Origin of the sequence: uncultured Rothia sp., from assembly GCF_916715725.1 — a bacterium.
Lineage (GTDB): Bacteria > Actinomycetota > Actinomycetes > Actinomycetales > Micrococcaceae > Rothia.
This window is the reverse complement of sequence record NZ_CAKAPD010000007.1, coordinates 1-17,061: the sequence shown is the minus strand read 5'-3', so window position 1 is coordinate 17,061 and position 17,061 is coordinate 1. Positions and strand designations below refer to the sequence as shown.

Annotated in this window: 15 protein-coding genes and 2 tRNA genes; 10 read left to right on the top strand and 7 right to left on the bottom strand. The window is 61.2% G+C overall.

What is annotated here, in order from left to right:
* Positions 1–46 precede the first annotated feature (46 nt).
* Entirely contained in the window at positions 47–736 is a 690-nt protein-coding gene (locus tag QZ822_RS05365) for an FABP family protein (RefSeq protein WP_294643164.1), read from the bottom strand.
* A gap of 636 nt (positions 737–1,372) precedes the next feature.
* Here QZ822_RS05365 and QZ822_RS05360 point away from each other — a divergent pair.
* The 7 genes from QZ822_RS05360 (at position 1,373) to asd (ending at position 9,837) form a co-directional block, all read left to right on the top strand.
* Positions 1,373–2,050 (top strand): response regulator transcription factor, encoded by a 678-nt coding sequence (locus tag QZ822_RS05360; protein WP_294455534.1) that lies wholly within the window; start codon positions 1,373–1,375, stop codon positions 2,048–2,050.
* A 179-nt stretch (positions 2,051–2,229) separates the two neighbouring features.
* Positions 2,230–3,294, top strand: coding sequence for a mycothiol synthase (gene mshD, locus QZ822_RS05355; RefSeq protein WP_294643162.1), 1,065 nt, complete (start codon positions 2,230–2,232; stop codon positions 3,292–3,294).
* A 65-nt stretch (positions 3,295–3,359) separates the two neighbouring features.
* Positions 3,360–5,633: an RNA degradosome polyphosphate kinase gene (locus QZ822_RS05350; RefSeq protein WP_083324836.1), complete on the top strand. Its 2,274-nt coding sequence runs from the start codon at positions 3,360–3,362 to the stop codon at positions 5,631–5,633.
* Between the two features lie 251 nt (positions 5,634–5,884).
* Positions 5,885–6,892: an NUDIX hydrolase gene (locus QZ822_RS05345; RefSeq protein ID WP_294643159.1), complete on the top strand. Its 1,008-nt coding sequence runs from the start codon at positions 5,885–5,887 to the stop codon at positions 6,890–6,892.
* A gap of 153 nt (positions 6,893–7,045) precedes the next feature.
* Positions 7,046–7,927, top strand: coding sequence for a thymidylate synthase (locus QZ822_RS05340; RefSeq protein WP_070846802.1), 882 nt, complete (start codon positions 7,046–7,048; stop codon positions 7,925–7,927).
* A 24-nt stretch (positions 7,928–7,951) separates the two neighbouring features.
* Entirely contained in the window at positions 7,952–8,602 is a 651-nt protein-coding gene (locus tag QZ822_RS05335) for a dihydrofolate reductase (protein ID WP_294643157.1), read from the top strand.
* Between the two features lie 95 nt (positions 8,603–8,697).
* Positions 8,698–9,837 carry an aspartate-semialdehyde dehydrogenase gene (gene asd / locus QZ822_RS05330; RefSeq protein ID WP_294643155.1) on the top strand — a complete coding sequence of 380 codons (1,140 nt, stop codon included), beginning with the start codon at positions 8,698–8,700 and terminating at the stop codon, positions 9,835–9,837.
* A gap of 110 nt (positions 9,838–9,947) precedes the next feature.
* Here asd and QZ822_RS05325 read toward each other — a convergent pair whose 3' ends face one another.
* A complete protein-coding gene (locus QZ822_RS05325; RefSeq protein ID WP_005504836.1) occupies positions 9,948–10,244 on the bottom strand; it encodes a PGPGW domain-containing protein in 297 nt (98 codons plus the stop codon).
* Positions 10,245–10,552: 308 nt separating this feature from the next.
* Between QZ822_RS05325 and QZ822_RS05320 the strand changes: the two genes are divergently transcribed.
* Together QZ822_RS05320 and QZ822_RS05315 are read left to right on the top strand one after the other, a co-directional pair.
* Positions 10,553–11,980 (top strand): MFS transporter, encoded by a 1,428-nt coding sequence (locus tag QZ822_RS05320; RefSeq protein ID WP_294643152.1) that lies wholly within the window; start codon positions 10,553–10,555, stop codon positions 11,978–11,980.
* 132 nt (positions 11,981–12,112) lie between these two features.
* A complete protein-coding gene (locus QZ822_RS05315; protein WP_294643150.1) occupies positions 12,113–13,072 on the top strand; it encodes a histidine kinase in 960 nt (319 codons plus the stop codon).
* Positions 13,073–13,175: 103 nt separating this feature from the next.
* Here QZ822_RS05315 and QZ822_RS05310 read toward each other — a convergent pair whose 3' ends face one another.
* The 3 genes from QZ822_RS05310 to QZ822_RS05300 form a co-directional block, all read right to left on the bottom strand.
* Positions 13,176–14,282: a UDP-N-acetylmuramate dehydrogenase gene (locus QZ822_RS05310; protein ID WP_294643148.1), complete on the bottom strand. Its 1,107-nt coding sequence runs from the start codon at positions 14,280–14,282 to the stop codon at positions 13,176–13,178.
* Between the two features lie 253 nt (positions 14,283–14,535).
* A complete protein-coding gene (locus QZ822_RS05305) occupies positions 14,536–14,997 on the bottom strand; it encodes a MaoC family dehydratase (protein ID WP_294643146.1) in 462 nt (153 codons plus the stop codon).
* Positions 14,997–15,449: a MaoC family dehydratase N-terminal domain-containing protein gene (locus QZ822_RS05300; RefSeq protein ID WP_294643144.1), complete on the bottom strand. Its 453-nt coding sequence runs from the start codon at positions 15,447–15,449 to the stop codon at positions 14,997–14,999. Before QZ822_RS05300 ends, QZ822_RS05305 begins: the two co-directional genes overlap by 1 nt.
* Before the next feature lie 202 nt (positions 15,450–15,651).
* Here QZ822_RS05300 and QZ822_RS05295 point away from each other — a divergent pair, with 202 nt between their 5' ends.
* Entirely contained in the window at positions 15,652–16,653 is a 1,002-nt protein-coding gene (locus tag QZ822_RS05295; protein WP_294643141.1) for an LLM class flavin-dependent oxidoreductase, read from the top strand.
* Positions 16,654–16,822: 169 nt separating this feature from the next.
* Here the strand turns inward: QZ822_RS05295 and QZ822_RS05290 are convergent.
* Positions 16,823–16,894 (bottom strand) — tRNA-Thr (locus QZ822_RS05290).
* Between the two features lies 1 nt (position 16,895).
* Positions 16,896–16,969: transfer RNA gene (locus tag QZ822_RS05285), tRNA-Met, on the bottom strand.
* Positions 16,970–17,061: the final 92 nt, after the last annotated feature.

Sequence of the window (17,061 nt, the reverse complement as noted above, 5' to 3'; positions counted from 1 at the left end):
CAAAGAGTCTGCCCCGCCGACCGGCGGGGCAGACACAAGTTAGTTATTAGGCGGTGGGCTCGGAGCCGGGCTCGCCGGTGGGCTCTTCGCCATCCAGGGAACCGAACATCGAGGTGCCCAGGGAGTCACCGGTCATCGACGAGGTCTTACGCAGCTCAGCGGAAGCGTGCTTGTGCAGCTTGCCCTCAGCGTCTGCGACCTCCCAGTCCCACATGAGGTTGCCGTTGACCAGGCCCCACAGGCGCACGGAACCCGCGTACTCGTGGGAGATGTCGTCGCGCAGCAGGTTGCCGGTCTGCATGCGAATGACCGGGCCCTTGACCATGCCCACGTAGTTCTCGCTAATGCCGCCGGGGTGCGCGATGGTTGCCAGCAGGGAGAAGCCGTCGTCCTCGTTGCGCAGGGTCTCAACGCTCTCAGCATCGGGGAATGCGGGGACAACGTCCTTGGGCACGATACCGAAGCCGCCGTCGGCATCGGTCAGGGGGCGGTCAATCTGCCAGAAGCCGGTCTCAACGGTGATGGGGCGCAGCTTCTGACCCTCGTCATCGAGCAGGAAAGACTCAGCACGGTATTCGATGAAGGGCAGGCCGTCCTGCTCAAAAGTAATAATCTGGCCGAAGGGGGTGTTTTCCTGGCCTTCGTACCACATGGTTCCGGTACCCTCCCAGGTGCCGAGCAGCCATGCAAAGGGAACAAGTTCAGGGGTTAGGTTGGTAGGGATTTCAATAGCCATACCCTCTATTTTAGTACCCGAGAGTAAAACGGCGCCCCGTTCGTTCGCCCTCGACGCGGGATAATTCCCCGTCCACGCCCGGCATCAGACATATAGAAAACCCCCAACCGGAGGGGACCGGGTGGGGGTTCACGCCGTCATTGGCGAGGCGGTACGAACCGTACGACCGCCTAAAGCCCTGTGTGGGCGATGCTTCTGCTCTGTGCGGGAAGACTACTTCTGGCCGCTGAAGAGGCCACGCAACACTGCGAATGCACCGATACCGATGCACACGGAGATGATAGCCATCAGCGACATGAAGAGAGCTTCAAGAGCCATAAGATTGTTTTCCATGCCTTAAACCTACCATAGACCCGCCACGAAAGGGCGCAGAATCAGCGGCAGAAACATAGTGAACAGCACGATTCTCAACATGCATACGCCCCGACCGGCACCAGCAAAATAATAGCCCCGCAGAATCCGGGTAGGTGCCCCATCATGGCCAGCTGAGAAGCCCGTACGAACAGTCCGGAATACGATATTCGGCCCGGTCTACACCGGCGCCCACAGCCGCGTCACAGCCTGGCGAGTACACTAGAAAGAGCCCAAAAGTTTTACACGGGAAATACACGAAAAATACGCGGGAAAGGAGAGGGTGTGTACCGTATTGCGCTCATGAGCGACACCGCCGCGCAGGATATGATCCCCTCGCTGAGCCTGCTCAGCCACAAGGTACACGTCTTCCCCCTCGACACCGCCCACACCGCCCTCGAATCCGAGACCTTCGACCTGCTCATGGTCGATGCCCGCACCGCACTCGTCAAGGCACGCCAATGCGCACAGCTGTTGCGCGCAGCCGGTGTGCAGTTGCCGCTCATCGCACTCCTGAACGAAGGCGGCATGGCGGCGGTTGCCGCCTCCTGGCAGGTGGACGATATTGTTTCTGACCAGGCATCCCCCTCCGAAATGGATGCGCGCCTGCGCCTCGCCATCAAGAGCGACGCAGCCGCGGAAGAAGAAAGCTCGGAAGAGCGCATCGTGCGCGCGGGCAACCTCGTCATTGACACCCAGGCGTACTCGGCACACCTTTCCGGCGCGGCGCTGAACCTGACCTTCAAAGAGTTTGAACTACTCAAGTTCATGGCTCAGCACCCAGGACGCGTCTTCTCCCGCGCCCAGCTGCTCTCTGAAGTGTGGGGTTACGACTCCTACTACGGCGGCACCCGCACCGTGGACGTGCACGTGCGTCGTCTGCGTTCCAAGCTCGGCACCGAGTACGAACAGATGATTTCGACCGTGCGTAACGTGGGCTATTCCTTCAACAGCACCCGCTAAATTTTGCGGTACCAACCGCTGTTTTGGTGTGCCCGTTCTCGGGTAGACTCGCCGCTGAACCAGGTACCAGAGTGTGTAAATGTTCCGGTTCTTGTCATATTCGCCCAAGACGAAGAGCAAACTCTTCAAAGAGCAATCATCCCCGGTAGAGTTGAATCAGAAGGCTACGAAAGAAGGCGATGATGGTACACAGTCAGACACCCAATCCCTCCACCCTGCCCGCTGAAAGCTCCCTTGTTTACGCGGAACCGCAGCTCGCCGAAGAGCTGCTGGAACGATTCGATTCCTTTGCCCAGGCGGTTGCCAAGCACGACGGCGTTTCGGCGTTCTCCGAGCAGACCCGCATCGAGCTGAGCAAGGCGCTACGCGAAAGCACCCTCACCCCTCCGCGTTTCTTTGTCGCCGAGGACAACGGCACCCTCGCTGCTGTCTTCGTGGCGCTCACCCCCGCACATGACGAAGATACCGGCGTGATTGAGGCCGCCGTCGCCCCCGAATACCGCGGACGAGGCGCCGGCAGCGCATTCTTCGACCACGCCGTCCGCCAGCTGGGTGAAGACGCCGTACGCTACCGCCTCTGGGTTCACGGCAGCGCCACCGACACCGGCATTGAAAGCCCCGCCCACGCGTTCGCGACCCTGCACGGTTTCGAGCCGGTACGTGTGCTGTACAAGATGGTTCTGCCCCTGGACGCGCAGACCCGCGAAGAGCTCGTGGAACGCTCCGATGCGCGCACTCTGCCGGAGAACCTGCGGATGCGCACCTTTACCGGCGCGGACGAATTCCCCTGGCTACGTGTGAACGCCGCAGCGTTTGCGCACCACCCCGAGCAGGGCAAGCTCACCCTCGCCGACCTGCGCGAGCGCACTGGCTCCCCCTGGTTCCGTCCCGAGGGTTTCTTCATCGCCTCCGAGGTGGAGGATGACTCCGCTATTGCGGCGTTCACCTGGACGAAGATCCCCACCGGCCAGGAGCAGGGCGAGCTGTCCCCCTCCGGCGAGATTTATGTGGTGGGTGTGAGCCCGCAGGCACAGGGAGGCGGCCTGGGCCGAACCCTCACCCTGCGCGCGCTGGCGTACCTGGCTTGTACGGAGGATGAGAACGGTGAGCCGCTGCGCGCCATCGACCTGTACGTGGATGCCGATAACACCGCCGCATACTCCCTCTACACTTCGTTGGGTTTCGGTGTGGCGACGGTTGACCGCATGTACGCCCCCGCCCAGCAGGCTGAGCCTGCCGCCTAGTTTTGGTGCGCCACAGTTGGCGTGCCTCTTCACGACTTATCCCCGAGCAGAAAGGCAAGTACAGTATGGTACCCGCCCCCAATGGCCTGAATAAGGCGCCTAAGCCTAAGCCGTCTGAGCCGGCACCCATGACCGGTGTCATTCATATCGGCCACGATATTTCGAAGATTGAGCGTGCCGAGTCCCGCGGCGACCGCATTGAGAAGGGCGAGAAGCGCTCCTACTTCAGTCTGGAAGAGGAGTTCGGCCCGGAGCGTTTCTTCGACCGTGAGAGCAGCTGGCTGGACTTCAACACCCGCGTGCTGGAGCTCGCGGAGGACCCGAACCTGTTCCTGCTGGAGCGTCTGAACTTCCTGTCGATTGTGGCGTCCAACCTGGACGAGTTCTTCATGGTGCGTGTGGCGGGTCTGAAGCGCCGCATTGCGACCGGTCTGGCGGTGCCTTCGGCTGCCGGTCTGAGCCCCGAGGAGCAGATGGAAGAGATTGCTGAGCGTGCCCATAAGCTGCAGGAGCGCCACGCCGATGTGTTCCACAACCAGGTTCTGCCTGCTCTGGAGGAGCAGAACATCCGCATTGTCGGTTGGGACGACTTGGATGCGGACGCTAAGCAGCGCCTGCGTCAGGAGTTCATGCAGGACATCTTCCCGATTCTGACCCCGCTGGCGGTTGACCCGGCGCACCCCTTCCCCTACATTTCGGGTCTGTCGCTGAACCTTGCGGTGCTGGTGCGTAACCCGCAGACCGGCAAGGAGCTGTTCGCCCGCGTGAAGGTGCCCGATCAGCTGGACCGCATGGTCTCTGTGGATGGTTCCCGCGCCGCTAATACTGCGGGCCGCGAGAGCCGCTACATTGCGCTCGAAGACATCATTGCTGAGCATCTGGACGCCCTCTTCCCGGGCATGGAGGTCGTGGAGCACCACGTCTTCCGCGTGACCCGTAACGAGGATCTTGAGGTGGAAGAGGACGATGCAGAGAACCTGCTGAAGGCCCTGGAGAAGGAGCTTCTGCGCCGTCGTTTCGGTCCTCCGGTCCGCCTGGAGGTTGAGGACACCATCAACCCGACCATCCTGGATCTGCTGATTTCTGAGCTGAACATTGACGAGTCCGAGGTGTACCGCCTGCCGGCTCCGTTGGATTTGCGCGGCATGAGTGCGATTGTTCGCGCGAACCGCCCGGCTCTGCACTACCCCAAGCACATTGCGCACACCTCCCGCTGGCTCAACGCCACCGAGACCGCGAAGGCTGCGGACGTTTTCGCTGCCGCCCGCGACCACGACGTGCTGCTGCACCACCCGTACGACTCGTTCGCGACCAGTGTGCAGGCATTCCTGGCTCAGGCAGCCGCTGACCCGCGTGTTCAGGCGATTAAGCAGACCCTGTACCGCACCAGTGGCGACTCCCCCATCGTGGATGCGCTGATTGAGGCGGCTGAGGCAGGCAAGCAGGTTGTGGCGCTGGTTGAGATTAAGGCTCGTTTTGATGAGGAAGCCAACATCTCGTGGGCTCGTAAGCTGGAGCGCGCCGGCGTGCACGTGGTGTACGGCATCGTGGGTCTGAAGACTCACTGCAAGCTGTCGCTGGTGGTGCGCCGCGAGGGTAACCACCTGCGCCGTTACGCTCACATCGGCACCGGTAACTACCACCCGTCGACCGCTCGTTTCTACGAGGATTTGGGTCTGATTACCTGTGACGAGCAGATTTGTGAGGATGTTTCGCGTCTGTTCAACCAGCTGTCCGGTTACGCGCCGAAGACCAACTACCAGTCGCTGCTGGTCGCACCGCGTACTCTGCGTAGCGGCCTGATTGAGTGCATTGATCAGGAGATTGAGAACCACAAGGCTGGCCGCCCGGCGAAGATTCAGATTAAGTGCAACTCCATGGTGGATGAGGCCGTGATCGATTCGCTGTACCGTGCTTCGCAGGCTGGTGTGCCGGTGGATGTGGTGGTTCGCGGTATTTGTGCTCTGCGCCCGGGCGTTAAGGGTCTGAGCGAGAATATTCGCGTCCGTTCGGTGCTGGGTCGTTTCTTGGAGCACTCGCGTGTGTTTGCTTTCGAGAATGGTGGCGATCCGATTGTCTACATTGGCTCTGCCGATATGATGCACCGCAACCTGGACCGCCGCATTGAGGCTCTGGTTCCGGTGAAGGATCCGCGCCACGTGAAGTATCTGCGTGATATGTTCACCATCTACATGAGTGATTCTTCGCGTACCTGGCACCTGGATTCTGAGGGCAACTGGACCCGCCACGACACCGACGACCAGGGCAACCCGCTGCAGGACGTGCAGTCGTACTACCTGAGCTCGCGTTCCCGTAAGAACGTGGTCGATAAGGTCTAAGGATGTACCGCTGACCTACCGGTGATTTCTGGTTGTGAACCCCGTCTGTTCTCGCGCTTTATGGCGTGGGGCAGGCGGGGTTTTCCGCGTGTCGTGCAAAAACGTGCGGTGGACTAGTGCACTTAGCGCAAAAGTGAACAACAGGTTACGTTGAGATTACAACTTGACCGTTCTCTCGCCTACAATTAGACGCGGAGCATGGTGCCCTCTGGCATTGTGCACAAGCCTAGCGAAGAGGTTCAGAGAGAGATATGGCACCGCTGGATTCCCCCTCCATCTACTACTCGGCACGACGTTTTGACGCGGTCAACAGCATTGACCGCGCCCCCGCGAACACTGCGGATATTGTTGCTTCTGGCGCACTGATTTGGCGTATGCGCGATGGTGCGCTTGAGGTCCTGATCATTCACCGCCCTCGTTATGACGACTGGTCCTGGCCTAAGGGCAAGCAGGATCCGGGCGAGTCCCTGGCTGAGACTGCTATTCGTGAGATTCGCGAAGAGGTCGGCCTGCAGGTTGTTCTGGGTGTGCCTCTGGCGGTGACTTCCTACCCGGTGGGTGGCCGCCCGAAGGATGTCTTCTACTGGTCCGCTGAGCTTCCCGAGGGTGCCCGCGCCCTGGCGGATGAGGGTGAAGTGGATGAGCTGCGCTGGGTATCCACCGAGGTTGCTCGCGCCCTGCTGACTAACGAGGACGACCTGGCTCCCCTGGAGTCCCTGGAGGCTCTCGCGGAGGCGGACGCGCTGCGCACCCGCCCGGTGCTGATTGCCCGCCACGCGAAGGCTAAGCCGCGTTCGAACTGGGCTGCTGCTGAGGATGACCGCCCGCTTGCGGCTACCGGCAAGCGTCAGGCGCTGGCTTCTAGCCGTCTCTTTGCGGCATGGGCTCCGAGCCGTATTATTTCTTCCCCGTGGCTGCGTTGCGTTCAGACCGTGACCCCGTACTCGGTGGATTACGGTGTTTCGGTGAAGGAGAAGAAGTCCCTGTCGGAGGCTGGCGCTCAGCGTCACCCGGCGCGTACTGCCCGCGTGGTGGCGTCGCTGTTCGATAAGGATTCTTCGTCCCTGCTGTGCACCCACCGCCCGGTATTGCCGCAGGTGATGGACGTTCTGCGCGAGTACCTGTTTGAGGGTTCCGCGGAGGTTCTTCCGACCGAGGACCCGTACCTGGAGCCTGGCGATGCCCTGGTTCTGCAGGTGACCGAGGGCGATGACCCGCGTATTGTCTCGGTGGAGCGTGTACGCGCGGCGCTGGACTAGCACCCATCTCTTTTATCTTCTAACGGCGAGCGCGCTGGGCTTTATGCTCAGCGCGTTTGCTCTACCTGCACCCCGTTTGCGGGTTTTACAATAGAGGGGCGGTTGCTTCTTTGCCGCCTCTCACGTCTACTGACAGGATTCAAGGTTTTTCTTATGACTCACGCAATCCCTACGCCCTATGAAGATCTTCTGCGCGAAATCCTCGAGGAGAACAAGGACGCTATTGCGGCGGATGCGCAGCGTTCCGACCGTACCGGCACCGGTACCTTCGGTGTTTTTGGCCGTCAGATGCGTTTTGATTTGCGTGAGTCGTTCCCGCTGATTACCACCAAGCGTGTGCACTTCAAGTCGGTGGCGATTGAGCTGCTGTGGTTCCTGCGCGGTTCCTCGAATGTGCGTTGGTTGCAGGAGCGCGGCGTGACCATTTGGGATGAGTGGGCTGACGAGAACGGCGATTTGGGCCCGGTATACGGCGTGCAGTGGCGTTCGTGGCCGACCCCCGATGGTGGCACGATTGACCAGATCGCGAAGGTCATTGAGTCGCTGAAGAACAACCCGAGCTCTCGCCGCCACATTGTTTCGGCGTGGAACCCCGCCGAAGTGGATAGCATGGCGCTTCCGCCTTGCCACGCGCTGTTCCAGTTCTACGTACACGAGCGCGCCGATGGTGTGAAGGAGCTGTCCTGCCAGCTGTACCAGCGTAGTGCCGACATGTTCCTGGGCGTGCCCTTCAACATCGCTTCCTACGCGTTGCTGACCTACCTGATTGCTGAAGAGGTCGGCATGGTGCCGGGCGAGTTCATCTGGACCGGCGGCGACTGCCACATCTATTCGAACCACCTGGAGCAGGTGAAGAAGCAGCTGGGCTACGGCACCGACCCGGAGGGCAACCCCTACCCGCCGCGCGAACCGTACCCGTACCCGAAGCTGGTCATTAAGACCAAGAAGCCTTCTATTTTCGATTACGAGTATGAAGACTTTGAGCTGGTGGATTATAAGCACCACCCCGGTATTGCCGCCCCGATTGCGGTCTAACTGCAGGTAGCTCTAGGAGGCATAATGTTTCGTCTGGGCGCTATTTGGGCTCAAACTGATGCCGGCATCATTGGTCGTAACGGGGATATGCCCTGGTACGCGCCGGAGGATTTGGCGCACTTCAAGAAGGTGACGCTGGGTGCTCCGGTGATTATGGGTCGCCGCACGTGGGAGTCGTTTCCGCCGCGGTTTCGCCCTCTGCCGGGCCGTACGAATATTGTGATTAGCCGTTCTGTTTCTGAGGCACAAGAGCGCGATGGCGCCCTGTGGGTTCCTTCGCTGGATGCGGCGCTGTACGCGGCGCGTGACGCCGCGGGTGCAGCGGTCGAAGATATCCCCGCAGATACCGCCGAAGTTGATGCTTGGATTATTGGCGGCGGCTTCGTGTACGCGGAGGCGCTCTCCCGCACCGATCTGCCCGCCTTCGGTCGGGTAGAGACGGTGGAGCGTACCCTCTTCTACTGCCAGGAAGGTAACGAGATCACCGGCGATACGCGAGCGCCCGAACTGCAGCTTGCAGATTCTGCGGGTAACTGCGAGGGCAGCTCCCCGAACGGGTGCTGGCGGGTTACCTCCGAGAGTGCCTGGGAGAAGAGCGAGAAGGGCTACCTGCTCGATGAGTCGGGCACGAAAAACCCCATGTACTTCTCGTTCCAGCGGCTCGAGCGTCTGTAGCTCTCGCGTACGTGCCGGTACCGGACCGTTCCGAATATCAGATTTTTTGTACGGTGTTAGTCCACACCCGCCAGCCTGAGAGTACACTGGGAACCATGAACTTTAATCCCGGTGACTCTGTAGGTTTTGTTGGCTGGCGCGGCATGGTGGGCTCGGTCCTCATGAAGCGCATGGTTGAGGAAGGCGACTTCGAGGGCATTACCCCCGTCTTCTTCACCACCTCTAATGTTGGTGGCGCTGCGCCCACTTTCGACGGTGTTCTTGAGCCGTCCGAGCTGAAGGACGCATACGACATTGACGAGCTGCGCAAGCACTCGATTATTGTGACCGCTCAGGGCGGTGGCTACACCGAGGCTGTGCACCCGAAGCTGCGTGCGGCTGGCTGGGACGGCCTGTGGATTGACGCAGCTTCCACCCTGCGCATGAACGATGACTCCATCATCGTGCTGGACCCCATCAACCGCGACGTCATCGACCGCGGCCTGGCATCCGGCGTGAAGGACTTCGTCGGCGGTAACTGCACCGTCTCCTGCCTGCTGATGGGTCTGGGCGGCCTCTTCAAGAACGACCTGGTCGAGTGGGCAACCTCCATGACCTACCAGGCAGCATCCGGCGGCGGTGCCCGCCACATGCGCGAGGTGCTCGCGCAGTTCCGTGACCTGGGCAACGAGGTCTCCGAGGAGCTGAACGACCCCGCATCCGCAATTCTGGACATCGACCGCAAAATTCTCGCTAAGCAGCGTTCCGGTGAGCTGGATGCCACCCAGTTCGGTGTGCCGCTCTCCGGCTCCCTGATTCCCTGGATTGACTCTGACCTGGGTAACGGTCAGTCCCGCGAGGAGTGGAAGGCTGAGGTCGAGACCAACAAGATCCTGGGCCGCTCCGAGGACGAGAAGATCACCATGGACGGCCTGTGCGTCCGTATCGCTGCGATGCGCTCGCACTCTCAGGCGCTGACCATCAAGCTTAAGAAGGACCTGCCGCTCGAGGAGATTGAGCGCATCATCGCTGAGGACAACCCCTGGGTTCGCTTCGTGCCGAACGAGCGTGAGGCTTCCATGGAGCAGCTGACCCCCGTGGCTGCTTCCGGTTCTCTGGAGATTCCGGTTGGTCGCGTGCGTAAGCTCGCGATGGGCCCCGAGTACATTAGCGCGTTCACCGTGGGTGACCAGCTGCTCTGGGGTGCTGCTGAGCCGATTCGCCGCATGCTGCAGATTGCTATTGGCAAGCTCTAAAGCTCACTGACAAGCTATAACAAAAGCCCTCGCTACCATTCTTATCGGATGGGAGCGAGGGCTTTTGTGTCTGCGTATATCTTGCGCGGACCGGGTTAATGAGAGCTGGGTTAGCGCTGGTTTGCGGCGGCCGCCTTACGTTCTGCTTTGCGTGCAGCTTTGCGTTCCTTGCGTTGCTGTCGCCAGGCGCGGTAGCGGTACCAGGCGGTGAGCACCACGTGCTTCATGAAAATATTGGCGCGGCGTGCCCAGGTGAATTCGGTACCCCAAATGCCCAGGCCGATAAAGATGAACAGCCAGCCGGGGCCGGGGGTGACGAGCATAATCAGTCCGGCGATAAAGCAGAAGGCGCCCACGCCGATGACGAGGGGCTTGTAGAGATGACGCATGACCGGATGCGCGTGCATGCGCTCCTTGCGGGCTTCGAGCCAGCGGTGAAAGCGGCTGGTTTCGCTTTCTTTGACTTCATCTTCAATGGTTTTCAGGGGTGGTCCTTCCAAACGTGCCGTAGGTGAGTTTCACCGGGCGGCGGTGGTTAGAGAATAGCATTCACTGCTGGATGGCGGCTGTGAAAGTTTTCTTCATGTATGAGATTTTTTGTCATCTTCAAAATTTTTTCGTTTCAATAGTGTTCAAGTCGAAAGTACCTTTATACACTGTAAGGGAACAATTCGCCCGGCATCATGCCTAAACATTAAGGAAGCGACCCACTACCGTGTCCTCCTCACGTCCCGTATCAACGGACTCACCCCGCACCAACGCTGCTGCACCCGCTGGCACCTCTACACCCGCTGCTGAACGCAATGCCGCACCGACTCTCAACGAACGCCTCGAAAACCTGCCCTTCACCCGCGCCCACGGCAAGCTCCTGGGCATCTCGGGTCTCGGCTGGGCTCTAGACGCCATGGACGTCGGCCTCATCTCCTTCGTCATGGCAGCCCTCATCAAGGAATGGCAGCTCAGCCCCACCGAAGCCTCCTGGCTCGGATCCATCGGATTCGTAGGCATGGCGCTCGGCGCAACCTTCGGCGGTCTACTCGCCGACAAGCTCGGCCGCCGCTACATCTTCGCACTCACCCTGCTGATTTACGGTCTGGCGACCGGCGCCTCCGCGCTTGCCACCTCCCTGGGTGTGTTGCTCGTCTTCCGTTTCCTGGTCGGTCTGGGCCTGGGAGCGGAACTTCCCGTAGCGTCCACCCTGATTTCTGAGTTCTCACCGCGCGCTATTCGCGGCCGTGTCGTGGTTGCCCTGGAGGCTTTCTGGGCTCTGGGCTGGATCCTCGCCGCTCTCATCGGCACCTTCATCGTTCCGCAGGCGAACGGCTGGCGCTGGGCACTTGCCATCGGCCTGATTCCCGCCATCTACTCGCTCGTGATCCGCATGGGAACCCCGGAGTCGGTGCGTTTCCTGGAGTCGGTCGGCAAGCACGATCAGGCACGCCAGATTGTTGAACGTTTCGAGGCGTCCCCCGCGCTCTTCTCCCGAACCAATAAGAAGCAGACCGAAGACGCTTCCGTACATGGCGCGGCAGAAAGCGCCGACAACGCAGAATCCGCGAAGATCCACTCGATCTGGGCTGCCGGTCAGCGCCGCAAGACCATCGCCCTGTGCGTCATCTGGTTCTGCATTAACCTCTCCTACTACGGCGCGTTCATCTGGATTCCGGCGCTGCTGAACGCCCAGGGCTTCAGCCTCGTGAAGTCCTTCGCGTTCACGCTCATCATGACCCTCGCCCAGCTACCCGGCTACGCGGTCGCCGCCTACCTCATCGAAAAGTGGGGCCGACGCGCAACCCTGGCGACCTTCCTGCTCGGCTCCGCGCTGGCGGCTGCCGGCTACGGTATGGCGCACGCCGAGGTATTCATTATCCTCGCCGGCTGCATGCTCTCCTTCTTCAACCTCGGCGCGTGGGGTGCCCTCTACGCCCTGAGCCCGGAGATCTTCCCGACCCACCTGCGAGGAACCGGCACCGGCGCCGCCGCCGGTATCGGTCGTATCGCCTCCATCGCGGCACCGCTTATTGTGCCGCCGCTGGTCGCATTCGGTGGAACCCCGCTGCTCTTTACGCTCTTCTCCACCGCGTTCCTGGTAGCGGCAACCACCGTGTTCCTGTTGCCTGAACGCCGCGGTGAATCCCTCTAACAAGCCGCGCACCCTACACAATGAGCTGTCCCTTCTGAACACTCTTTCTGAGCAACCAGGAGGGACAGCTCATTTGTCATTTAAGCCCTCTAACCATGCACCATAACCTCAAACTATGAGAGGATACGTTCTATGCTCGATTCCTTCCTCTCCAACCTCTACCGCACAGAGTTCAGCCCCTGGCCCGTGAGCGAACACTACGCCGCAGAACGCGCTGGCGGCGCGCCCGAAGCTATGCTGCTGCCGGGCGAACTCACCGTGTACCGTGGCGACGGGGCACAAATGAGCTACTACCTGGACTGGCCCGAGGAATTCAACGAATACACCCGCGCAATCACCCTGCGCCCGCGCACCAAAAACGGCTACCCGCAAGACTTTACGCTCAGCGTCGCCGTACGCGACGGCCAGGCTGTCTTCACCGCAACCGCCCTCAGCTTCTGGGAGCTGCGCGACGGCCGCCCTCACGACCGCGAGCCCATCGCCCGCGGCTACGTGGACGTCGCCTCCTACGAATCCTGCGAGGAATACGCAGGCAGTTCCGCCGCGCCCGCCCTCATCGGCTGGGACATCGCAGACCTCTACCCGGCACGTATGGCGCTCATCCGCGCCCTCTGCGAAGGAATCGCCAGCAGTATCACGATGGACACCCAAATCCTCGCGGACGGGCAGGTACAGGTAGACCACAAGGACGGGGACCTACTCGCCCTACATGTGAACGCGGTCAGCACCGTAGGCGGTATGGTCCGTGCCCTCGTCATCGAGCAGGACCGCGTACCCGGCGGCGTATCTACCGGCACCTCCGAGCGCACCGACCTGCAGGCACGCGCCTACTACGCCAACGTGCTCTCCCCCGTTCCCGGCGAGTTCGGCAACCTGGTCTGGTCCCACAGCGAGGACGCGGAATACTACCCGTACCGACCCACGCGCCATAAGCCGATTTTCCACGCCCCCAGCCCTCCGCAGAAGCTTCCCCTGGCGGTTCAGGTGTTGATGGAGCACCTACCCGCCGCTCCCCTGGCAGCAACGCGCACAGCGCCCAAGCGCAGGCCGTACCTGCCGGGGCAGGCGCGCCTCTCCTCCCCTCGCCACTAGCTCAGCGGGTCAATACAACGGTCAATACAACGCTTCGGGCGGTCTCCAATGAAGAGACCGCCCGAAGCGTTTGTTGTATCTGCCCTCGCAGTTGGGAGGGTGCTTAGATTTCGCCGTTGACCACGACAGGCTCAGGAACCAGGGTCACGCCAAAACGTTCACGCACGCCGTCGCGCACAGCGCGGGCAATAGCGAAGATATCCTCAGCGGATGCGCCGCCGCGGTTCGTAATCGCCAGGGTGTGCTTGGTCGACAGGCTTGCACGGCCCTGAGCAATCTCGCGGGACTCACCGTCCAGGCCGAAGCCCTTATCGAAACCTGCGTGCTGAATCAGCCAAGCAGCCGAGAGCTTCACGTGATCGGGGTCCTCGACACCCGCGGTGAACGGGGAAGTCTTCACGACCACCGGGAAGTTCGGGGCGCCCTCAGGCAGAGACTTCAGGGTAGAACGCGGAACAATCGGGTTGGTGAAGAAGGAACCGGTGGAGAAGGTGTCACGGTCCTCGGGGTTGAGCACCATGCCCTTGGAACCGCGCAGCTCCAGCACCTTCTGGCGCACCAGGGCGGATTCGGCGCGCTGACCGGGCTCAACGCCCAGGCTCTTCGCCAGCTCAGCGTAACGAATCGGGGAGGACAGGCTACCGAGGGTGAACTGGAAATCAACGGTCAGCACCACGTAGCGGGGAGAGCCGTTGACGGTTGCGCGCTTGAGTACCGAGTCGCGGTAGCCGAAGCGCAGGTCTGCGCTCACGAAGGTCTTCTGAGTGTTCTTTTCGCGGTCCCAGGTGCGTACGGAGGCGATGAACTCGCCCACCTCAACGCCGTATGCGCCGACGTTCTGCACGGGGGTTGCACCAACGGTGCCGGGAATGCCGGAGAGAGCCGCGGGGCCGACCCATTCATTCTCGATGCTGAGCTTCACAAAGTCGTCCCAGATGGTGCCTGCCTGCACGCGCACGTTCGCGCCGCCGCATGCGGGGATGGGCAGAACCTCTACACCTTCGGAGGCGATGTGCACGACGGTTCCGTTGAAGCCTTCGTCGGAAACCAGCAGGTTGGAGCCGCCGCCCACAATGAGGACAGGTTCGCCTGCGGCGTCTGCAGCGGAGACTGCTTCGATAATTTCTGCTTCGGAGGTGGCGCGGACGTAGGTCTTAGCGGGGCCGCCTACCTGGGCGGTGGTCAGTTCGCTCAACAGCTTTTCAGTCATAGGTTAAGAATACCGGTCGTTGTGCGGGGTCAATACCCACCACGCGTTAAAGTCACGAAAACCTTATGGTGATTTTGCCTTCATTTTCCACCGCACCTTTCTCAGAAAAACGCCACCGCCCCGCCGATAAGCACACAACCTCGGCGAGCAGATAAAATCGGCGAGCACGCAAAAGCCCCGGCACCACCGCATCGGGTAGCACCGAGGCCTTCACGCAAGCTATCTGCGAGCGCAGAAACTCCATGCCCAGAGACTATGCCGAGAGACGAACCACAGCCTGGCTCTTCATCAGAACCTTCTGCTCCTTGCCGTCCTCGTCACGCGCGGTGACGGTCAGGTCAATGCGGGCGGTGCGCTCCTCCTCATTCAGAGCACCCACCTTACCGCTAATAGTCAGGGCGTTCGTGGGGGTGTCAGGGTTTTCACCGCCGGGCGCATCCGCCACGGGAACGGGCTTGGTGAAGCGAGTCTGATAGTCCACGATCGCGCCGGGGTCGCCCACCCAGTCGCTCACGAGCTGCACGGCGGTGCCCATGGTCAGCATGCCGTGCGCAATCACGCCGGACAGACCCACCGACTGGGCAAAACGCTCGTTCCAGTGAATCGGGTTGAAGTCACCGGAGGCGCCAGCGTAACGCACCAGCGAAGCGCGGGAGAGCTCCACGGTACGCGAACCAATCTCCTGGCCCTTTTCAAGATCTTCAAAACGCACCATTAGTTCTCCTCCTCAGCACGAACCAGCAGGGAAGAAATGCAGGTGGTGACCGGCTCGCCCTGCGCGTCAACGATTTCTTCGCGGGTGGTCAGCATTGCGCCGGCACCCATCGCACGCACGGAGTCCACGTGAACTTCGGTGCGCAGCTCATCACCGGCAACGATGGGGCGGTGGTGAGTGAAGCGCTGGTCGGCGTGCACCACGCGGGAGAAATCAATACCGGCGGAATCGTCGTTGATGAGTGCCGCGTCGGCTACCTGCGCCAGGATAATGGCGAAGGTCGGCGGGGCAATCACATCTGCGTACCCTGCCGCGCGGGCTGCCTCAACGTCGTGGTGGAGGGGGTTTTCTGCGTGAACTGCTCGGGCAAATTCGCGGATCTTCTCACGGCCGACAACGTAGGTGTTCTCGGACGGGTAGACCCTGCCCACAATCTCAGGGTTAATGCTCATGGTTTCAGTCTACCGTTCTTGTGCACAGTGTTCAGCTTGGGCGCACAGAGTGGACGGCGCATCAACGATTCAGAGCGCACGCGCGCCGTATTTCTTCGCATTATTTACCTGCTAGCGAAGGCGCGCAATATGCCCCTACACTTCTCGCCCAGGCGAGAGTAGGCTGAACGGGTACCCGCAATCTACTTCAGAAGGAAAACCCATGTCTTCTAACGTAAAAATTTCGGTTCTTGACCTGATGCCGCACCGCTCCGATCAGAGCCAGCATCAGACCATGCTCAACACCATCGATGCGGCGCGCGCGGCTGAGTCCTACGGCTACGAGCGTTTCTGGGTCGCTGAGCACCATAACGCCGGTTCCCTGCTGTCTTCGGCGACCGTGGTGGTCATGGCGGAGATTGCCGCCGCAACCGAGCGCATTCGCGTGGGTTCGGGCGGCATCATGCTCCCCAACCACGCACCCTACGTGATGGCAGAGCAGTTCGGCACCCTCAACGCCTTCCACCCCGGCCGCATCGACCTGGGTCTGGGCCGTGCGCCCGGCACCGACCCGATGACCGCCGCCGCCCTACGCCGCGACGATTCTGCCGCCATGAGCTTCCCCGCCGAGGTGCAGCAGCTGCAGCGCTTCCTGGGTGAACCCTCCCCCATGCACCGCGTGCACGCCATTCCCGGTCAGGGCTCGAAGGTGCCCCTGTACATTCTGGGTTCTTCCCTGTTCGGTGCGCAGCTTGCCGCTCAGCTGGGTCTGCCCTACGCGTTCGCCTCGCACTTCGCACCCGCCATGCTGCAGGAGGCGGTCGATACCTACCGCGCGAACTTCAAGCCCTCCGAGCACCTGGAGCAGCCCTACGTCATGGTGGGCGCCAGTGCCATGCTCGCTGATACTGACGAGCGCGCCCGCTACCTGTACACGAGCCAGCAGCAGCACTTCCTGGGCGTGGTGCGCGGCAACCTGTCGTTCGCGCCTCCCGTGGAGAATATGGACGCCATCTGGACCGACACCGAGAAGATGCACATTGAACGCATGACCGCCGAGGCGATTGTGGGCTCCCCCGCCACCGCCCAGGCTCGTATTGAGGACCTGGTGGCACGCACGGGCGCTGACGAGCTGATTGTCATGACCGAGGCGTGGGAGCACGAGGACCGCCTGCGCTCCTACGAGCTGCTCTCCCAGCTGCCGGTGGTAAGCCGCGCCTCCTAACGCTTTCGTAAGAGCATAAAGATGAAGCCCCCGAGTTCTTCTTGGGGGCTTTGCTGTACCCGGTACTGGGCCGTGCACTGAGCACATACTAAGCACCTGCGTGTACCGGTTTTAGGCAGGCAAAATAGGCAAACAAAAAAGCCTGCCTCCGAAGAGACAGGCTTATCTGAGCCCCGACCGGGAATCGATCCCGGGACCTCCATCTTACCAAGATGGCGCTCTACCACTGAGCTATCGGGGCGTAGCGGTGGACGGGCTCGATCCGTCGACCTCACGATTATGAGTCGTGCGCTCTAACCAGCTGAGCTACACCGCCACATCATTAATACGTGCTCTCGCATGAATTAATGAGAGAGCCCCGACCGGGAATCGATCCCGGGACCTCCATCTTACCAAGATGGCGCTCTA

Coding starts and splice junctions, on each gene's coding strand:
- QZ822_RS05365 (WP_294643164.1), bottom strand. CDS start 736: ATGGCTATTGAAATCCCTACCAACCTAACCCCTGAACTTGTTCCCTTT.
- mshD (WP_294643162.1), top strand. CDS start 2,230: ATGATGGTACACAGTCAGACACCCAATCCCTCCACCCTGCCCGCTGAA.
- QZ822_RS05350 (WP_083324836.1), top strand. CDS start 3,360: ATGGTACCCGCCCCCAATGGCCTGAATAAGGCGCCTAAGCCTAAGCCG.
- QZ822_RS05345 (WP_294643159.1), top strand. CDS start 5,885: ATGGCACCGCTGGATTCCCCCTCCATCTACTACTCGGCACGACGTTTT.
- QZ822_RS05340 (WP_070846802.1), top strand. CDS start 7,046: ATGACTCACGCAATCCCTACGCCCTATGAAGATCTTCTGCGCGAAATC.
- QZ822_RS05335 (WP_294643157.1), top strand. CDS start 7,952: ATGTTTCGTCTGGGCGCTATTTGGGCTCAAACTGATGCCGGCATCATT.
- asd (WP_294643155.1), top strand. CDS start 8,698: ATGAACTTTAATCCCGGTGACTCTGTAGGTTTTGTTGGCTGGCGCGGC.
- QZ822_RS05325 (WP_005504836.1), bottom strand. CDS start 10,244: ATGCACGCGCATCCGGTCATGCGTCATCTCTACAAGCCCCTCGTCATC.
- QZ822_RS05315 (WP_294643150.1), top strand. CDS start 12,113: ATGCTCGATTCCTTCCTCTCCAACCTCTACCGCACAGAGTTCAGCCCC.
- QZ822_RS05310 (WP_294643148.1), bottom strand. CDS start 14,282: ATGACTGAAAAGCTGTTGAGCGAACTGACCACCGCCCAGGTAGGCGGC.
- QZ822_RS05305 (WP_294643146.1), bottom strand. CDS start 14,997: ATGGTGCGTTTTGAAGATCTTGAAAAGGGCCAGGAGATTGGTTCGCGT.
- QZ822_RS05300 (WP_294643144.1), bottom strand. CDS start 15,449: ATGAGCATTAACCCTGAGATTGTGGGCAGGGTCTACCCGTCCGAGAAC.
- QZ822_RS05295 (WP_294643141.1), top strand. CDS start 15,652: ATGTCTTCTAACGTAAAAATTTCGGTTCTTGACCTGATGCCGCACCGC.